The 6,286-nt window shown below is 58.3% G+C and carries 7 protein-coding genes and 1 pseudogene; 7 read left to right on the top strand and 1 reads right to left on the bottom strand.

Annotated features, from left to right (window positions below):
- Positions 1-731, bottom strand: a 731-nt coding sequence (locus K1Y02_24495; protein MBX7259543.1) for a hypothetical protein, incomplete at its 3' end; no start/stop codon positions are given.
- Between the two features lie 654 nt (positions 732-1,385).
- Between K1Y02_24495 and K1Y02_24500 the strand changes: the two are divergent.
- The 7 genes and pseudogenes from K1Y02_24500 to K1Y02_24530 form a co-directional block, all read left to right on the top strand.
- A pseudogene (locus K1Y02_24500) lies at positions 1,386-1,469 on the top strand (prepilin-type N-terminal cleavage/methylation domain-containing protein).
- 165 nt (positions 1,470-1,634) lie between these two features.
- Entirely contained in the window at positions 1,635-2,306 is a 672-nt protein-coding gene (locus K1Y02_24505; GenBank protein MBX7259544.1) for a hypothetical protein, read from the top strand.
- 224 nt (positions 2,307-2,530) lie between these two features.
- A complete protein-coding gene (locus K1Y02_24510; protein MBX7259545.1) occupies positions 2,531-3,982 on the top strand; it encodes a S41 family peptidase in 1,452 nt (483 codons plus the stop codon).
- A complete protein-coding gene (gene rph / locus K1Y02_24515; GenBank protein MBX7259546.1) occupies positions 3,982-4,692 on the top strand; it encodes a ribonuclease PH in 711 nt (236 codons plus the stop codon). Before K1Y02_24510 ends, rph begins: the two co-directional genes overlap by 1 nt.
- On the top strand, positions 4,685-5,281 hold the full coding sequence (rdgB, locus tag K1Y02_24520; protein ID MBX7259547.1) for an RdgB/HAM1 family non-canonical purine NTP pyrophosphatase: 597 nt from the start codon (positions 4,685-4,687) through the stop codon (positions 5,279-5,281). The genes rph and rdgB overlap by 8 nt, the downstream gene beginning before the upstream one ends.
- Positions 5,278-5,880: a threonylcarbamoyl-AMP synthase gene (locus K1Y02_24525; GenBank protein MBX7259548.1), complete on the top strand. Its 603-nt coding sequence runs from the start codon at positions 5,278-5,280 to the stop codon at positions 5,878-5,880. The genes rdgB and K1Y02_24525 overlap by 4 nt, the downstream gene beginning before the upstream one ends.
- 114 nt (positions 5,881-5,994) lie before the next feature.
- Positions 5,995-6,286 (top strand): hypothetical protein (locus tag K1Y02_24530; GenBank protein ID MBX7259549.1); only part of this gene is annotated, 292 nt, incomplete at its 3' end.

The following is a 6,286-nucleotide window of genomic DNA, read 5'->3' on the forward strand; positions in this document are numbered from 1 at the left end:
ACGCGCAGGTCTGCCGCGATACCCGACTTCAGAACCACGCTCGACTTGGTGTCTCCGTGACCGGTCACCGTTTCCACGCCCTCATAGGCCACAAACCGGTCCATCAACACTTTGGGGTCTGAGGAAGACGCAACAATGTCTATGTCCTTCACGACTTCCTTGCGGCGCCGAAGACTGCCGGCAATCTCTATGCGCTGGACTCCTGTTGCTCCGGCCACCCAGTCGCGGAGTTTTGCCGCCTCAGCCGACGCCACATCCACACGAAACTGCCCCTTGCGCTGGCGCGCAAACGCGATCCCTTCCAGGATCTTGTCTTGGGTTTTCGCGCCAAACCCTTTCAAGGCGGCTACTCTGCCGTCCTTGCAGGCCCGCTCAAGTCCGTTAAGGGTATGGACCTTGAGTTCTTCGTATACGGTCTTGATGCGTTTCGCGCCCAGTCCAGGAATGGCGAACAACTCGAAGAGCGTCTCCGGAAACTTGGCTCGAAGCGACTCGTAGTATTCCAGCTTTCCGGTAGTAACCAACTCGGTTATCTTGTCCTCAAGAGCCTCGCCGACGCCCTTAATCTCCCGCAGCCGCTTCTCCCTGACGAGCGTCTCAATATCGTCCTCATGCTGTTCGAGAGCCCGGGCCACATTCTCGTACGAGCGTGACTTAAACGGATTCTCTCCGCTGAGTTCCAAGAGGATAGCGATATCCTCCAGTACTGCCGCGACTTCTTTCTTGTTCACCGAGGTCACCCACTCTGTATAAGGGAATTGCAGAACGCCTTGAGTACAGTTCCGGGAATGTAACGTATTTTCTGAAGGAATGCTACCGGCTTGCGTACGGGAATATCGTCAAACCACTTGACGGCAGCGTTTTGATAGCATATTATCAACTAGCACTATCGCGACCTGCGCGCGACACACACGACACGACTTCATTTTCGTTGAAACTTCAATGCCGAGATTGAAAAAACACAGACTCCCGCTGAGAGTATTCGCGTATACACTGCTTTCCTTTATGGCGGTGGCGGAAATGCACGAATACGCCAGTCTCTTTGTTCGTTGCAGCGGTCCCGGTCATGCTAACGGTTCAACTCCTTGGCCGGCATCGCATCATCGCGACACCTGCGCGTTCTGTAATCTGGTCGGCACACCGGCGCTAGTAACGGGTCCGGTTGACGCATCCGCAACGTGCTTGACCGTCGAACCTAAGATTTGTCAAACGACGCTGCTTCGCTGGTGCGATCTTTCGCATTCCCCTCTCTCCCGCCGCGGTCCTCCTTCTCTCCTAAGTGCCTGATTTCATATCCACTTAATTGCGACCAATCGTCTTGGGACGATTTGGTGGGCGTGCGCACTTGGGAAAAGACTACACCCGTACATGGAGAACCGTAATCTATGAGCCGCAAAGGGTTTACATTGATCGAACTGCTTGTCGTCATTGCCATCATTGGCATATTGGCGGCCATTCTGCTTCCGGCATTGGCGCGAGCCCGCGAGGCGGCCCGCCGCGCCAGTTGCCAAAACAACCTGAAACAAATGGGCGTCATCCTTAAGATGTACGCGGGCGAATCGAAAGGTGAGAAATTCCCCCCGATTAAGTCCGCCTACTGCGACGGGGTTCAATTCGAGGAGGCGCTCTCCACAATGCTGAATTGCGTCACACTCTATCCGGAGTACCTGACGGACCTGAACGTTCTTGTATGCCCAAGCTCGCCGAGCGGTTCGACCGCCTTGGAACTGTGGGATGAGGGACAGACGCTATCATCGCTTTATGCACATGGCATGGAAGATGGCCACATGCCGTCCGCAGGCAACGGCATTGTAGAACCCTGCGAAGTCTTCGAGCACCCCTACGTCTATGTTGGCTGGGGGCTTAAGAAGAACTTCCTGCTTTCTGATCTCGATGTGGAGGCATTCGAGACGGCGGTTGTCGGATTGATCGAGAAGTTCGAGGCCGACGGCATTGGCGTAGCGGACGAAGACTGGGAGTTTGAAGATGGAGGCAGCCCCGTCATGGTCGGTACTCAGACCCAAGCGTACAGACTGCGCGAGGGAATCGAGCGCTTTTTCATCTCCGACATCAATAATCCGGCGGCGAGTTCCCAGGCACAATCTGAATTGCCGGTCATGTGGGACGAAATCAGCGGCGACGAAGCCAGCCATTTCAACCATGTTCCGGGGGGCTGCAACGTGCTGTACATGGACGGACACGTGAGCTTTGTTCGCTACACACCCAACAATCTCAGCGACTTCCCGGTCAACCTAGGCGGGGCGGTCTTGCATGAAGCGACGCATGGCCTTAACCACAGCCACTAACGAACCGCATGTCAGACTTGAGGAAGGGGGCGCCAAGCTCCCTTCCTCACTCTTCTCTCGCTTGAGAGCGAGACTGGCAGTAACCTGAAAATATCCCTCGTATGGAGTCGCAATTCGCCCCATCCTCTGATATAGTTACCGTATGCTGAGCCGAGGCTGCTCTCGGGCTTTCTCGGTGGGCAGTGCAAGGCCGCAAATCCGAAGATCGCACGTATGAGGTATCTATGAGGAATCACCGGTCGCAGTTTCTGGGTCTTTTGTGCTTCCTGACCCTGACGGCATTGCTGTTGTCGAACGGGTTCGTGGCACGAATCCGGGCGCAAGAGAAGGTCGACGTTTTCGAGCAGATTAACCCGATAGGGGTCGTGCTTGAAGAGATTATGAAGAACTACGTCGAGGAGCCGGACATCGACAAGGTGGTCGAAGGCGCCCTCACGGGTATGATGAACTCCCTCGACGACCACAGTTCCTATATTCCCCCAACGATTTACGAACAAATCATCGACGACACGGAAGGGGAATTCGACGGTATCGGCATCAAGATCCAGTTGGATGAGGATAAGAACATCTCTGTCTTCCAGCCGATGGCCGGATCGCCCGCCGCGAAGGCCGGCATGATGGGCGGCGACCTCTTGCTGAAGATCGACGATATCTCGACCAAGGGCATGAGCTTGGATGAGGCTGCCAAGCTTATCCGCGGACCTCGCGGGACGATTGTGCACCTGAAAGTGCTGCGCCGCTCCGAGGATGAGAACACGCCCCCGCAATTCTTGGACCTGGACGTAACCCGCGACAAGATCCCCCTGGAGAGTATCCTTGAGTCGCGCGTTCTTGAAGGCGGGATTGGCTACATTCGCGTCAGCGATTTCAAGAAGACCACGGCGCATGAACTGGCCGAGCGTATCGGTACGCTCGAGAAAGAGGGGATGAAGTCCCTCGTGCTCGACTTGCGCTGGAACCCAGGCGGTCTGCTCACGGCGGCGAAGGAAGTCTCGGAGCTGTTCCTCCCGAAGAATTCGCTTGTCACGTACACCAAAGGGCGAGTCGGTGATGACGGCAAGGTGAACGACGAGCTCACGCTGTTCACGGAGAAGGAGCCGGTGCTCCCGATGCAGTTCCCGATCATCATCCTGGTCAATGACCAGACGGCCAGTTCTTCGGAAATCGTTACGGGTGCGCTTCAGTTCCACAAACGGGCGTTGATCCTGGGCGAGAAGACGTATGGCAAGGGCAGCGTGCAGACCATCATCCCGCTGGCCACGCCCAAGAACAGCGCCCTCAGGTTGACGACCGCGTTGTACTACACGCCGGCGCATGTCACCATCAACAAGCACGGCATTCTGCCGGATATTGAAGACGTCGTGTCCACTGAGGACGCGGTGAAGCTCTATCTGCAAATGCGCGATTCGTTCCGGGATGATCCCGCCAAGCAGAACCAGCAGAACCACGGTGCGGTGACCGGCAACGAGATGAAGGAAGGGGTCGTCGAGGACGAGCAACTGCGGAAAGCGGTCGAGATCCTTAAGGAAGACTCCGTTTGGGAGAACCTGATCGCGAAGTATCATAAGGATACGAAGCTGACGCAGGTTGCGGCGACGCCCGCCGACGCGACGAAGGCCGCGGAAGACCCGAACGTGCAGAACGTCGCTCCGCAAGGCGAGGCTGTTCCTCAGTAATGCGCGTCGACAACCGCCGTAACAATGAGCTGCGCTCAGTAACCATCGAGCGCGGCTATACGAAGCATGCCGCCGGTTCCGTGTTGGTGTCGTTTGGCGATACCCGCGTCTTGTGTACCGCCATGCTTGAGGAGCGCGTGCCTCCGTTTCTCCGCGACACCGGAAAGGGCTGGGTGACCGCCGAGTATGCGATGTTGCCCGCGTCCTCGTCGGAACGGATTTCGCGCGATTCGAACAAGAAGGGCCGCGCGCTCGAGATCAGCCGTCTCATTGGCAGAAGCTTGCGATGTGTCACCGATCTGCAGGCCCTGGGAGAACGCCAAATCATCATCGATTGCGACGTGCTCCAAGCCGACGGCGGTACGCGGACCGCAGCGATCACCGGCGCGTACGTGGCGCTCGACGATGCACTCGAATCGCTCGTCCAGGATCGTAAACTTGCCGTGAAACCGTCCTTGATGCAATGCGCGGCGGTCAGCGTCGGACTTGTCGGCGGGGAACCCCTGTTGGACCTGTGCTACACCGAAGATTCAAGCGCGGAAGTGGACATGAATCTCGTGATGCAGGGCGACGGCCGTTTCATCGAGATCCAGGGCTGTGCCGAGGGTCAAGCCTTTTCTCGAGAGACATTCGACGCGTTTCTCACCTTGGGCGAGCAAGGTATTCGCGAACTGTTCGCGATCCAGAATCGCGCGCTTGGCCGTGCTTAAGCCACTCCTCATAGCGTCGGGCAATACGCACAAGGTCCGCGAGATAGCGGAACTCTTGAACGGCGTGCCTTGGCAGATTGTGGACTTGTCCGCGTATCCGCCGGTCCCCGCGCCCGTTGAAGACGGTCTTACTTTTGAAGAGAACGCCCACCTTAAGGCGGAGTACTATGCACGGGCATTGAACGTGCCGTGCGTTGCCGACGACTCGGGAATCGTCGTGGACGCCCTCGATGGAGCGCCGGGCGTGTTCTCGGCTCGGTTCGCCGGCGAAGGTTGCACGGATGACGACAACAACGTGAAGCTGTTGGGCCTTCTTAAGGACGTCCCCGACGAAGCGCGAACGGCTCGGTTCGTGTGCTGCAGCGTGTTCGTCGATCTCGAAGGCAACACCCACGCCGCGCGCGGCACAGTCGAAGGCAGGATCGATTACACGCCACGCGGCCAGAACGGTTTTGGCTACGACCCGCTGTTTATCCCTGTAGGCTACCAACAGTCCTTCGGAGAACTGGATGCCTCCATCAAGGCGCGCATCAGCCACCGTTCACGCGCCTTCACGCAGATGCGAGACTTCCTGGCTGCACGGCCATGAACGTCGTCCCGCCGAATGAGTCGGGCTACGCCCAAGCGGCGGCCGCGATTCGCAACGGCGAAATCGTCGCGTATCCCACCGAGACCGTTTACGGACTCGGCGTCGATCCGTTCAACGAGGATGCGCTGGCGAAACTGTTTCGCGTCAAAGGACGCGATGCCTCCGCGCCGATCCTGCTCATCGTGGATTCGCCGGAGCGTCTGGAGGCCATCTGCCTGGACGTATCCCACAACGCGCTGGCGTGCATGCGCCAATTCTGGCCCGGCCCGCTCAGCCTCCTGCTTCCTAAGAAACCGATCCTGCCTGACTCGTTGACCGCAGGCAGTTCCAAGGTCTGCGTGCGCTGTCCGGGCGCGGAAACCGCGCGCGCCTTCTGTTCGAAGGCGGGCGGCATCATCACGTCGACCTCCGCGAACCTGTCTGGCCAACCGCCCGCGACTTCGCTCGCGGGAATCACGCTCGAAGGTATCGCGATGGCCATCGACGGCGGCGCCTTGCCGCCCAGCCCGCCCTCGACCGTATTCGACCCGGACCAAGGAGTGATCATCCGCCACGGAGCCATCGCCGACGACGACCTCAAACCCTGGTTGAGTGAATGACGGGGTGTCCCGCTGGGGTAATTCAACCGATCATTGTCCCGTAAGCACTTAGCTCAGGAAAGGGAGAGGGAGGGCCCGCGCATTTTTGACGGGGCAAGGCGGTATCCCGGAGGAATGCTCTCTCGCGCAGAGGCGCGGAGGCGCAGGGAGTCCGGTGACATCCGAACCTGTCAGCAAAACGGCGAGTGCGCGTTGTGCTTGCCGGGGAAGAAACATGGCAAGAATGCAGTCGTGTTTCTTGGGAGCGGAATATGTCTTTCCGGACGTTTGCGCTATCGCGCAAGCCATCCGGGCGACGCAATCGAAGCAAATGCTGGTGGACATGGTTCTGCCTTTCGTGTGTTGTCCCTCATGTATATGGGCGAGTTCGTTGCGCTGGAAGAAGCGGTGAGGCGAGGAGCGGCCG

This window comes from Candidatus Hydrogenedentota bacterium (genome assembly GCA_019695095.1).
In the GTDB taxonomy this organism is placed as follows: domain Bacteria; phylum Hydrogenedentota; class Hydrogenedentia; order Hydrogenedentales; family SLHB01; genus JAIBAQ01.

What these genes read in the sequence shown, in the direction of transcription:
- rph (MBX7259546.1), top strand. Translation starts at nt 3,982, where the DNA reads ATGCGCGTCGACAACCGCCGTAACAATGAGCTGCGCTCAGTAACCATC.
- K1Y02_24505 (MBX7259544.1), top strand. Translation starts at nt 1,635, where the DNA reads ATGCTGAATTGCGTCACACTCTATCCGGAGTACCTGACGGACCTGAAC.
- K1Y02_24525 (MBX7259548.1), top strand. Translation starts at nt 5,278, where the DNA reads ATGAACGTCGTCCCGCCGAATGAGTCGGGCTACGCCCAAGCGGCGGCC.
- K1Y02_24510 (MBX7259545.1), top strand. Translation starts at nt 2,531, where the DNA reads ATGAGGAATCACCGGTCGCAGTTTCTGGGTCTTTTGTGCTTCCTGACC.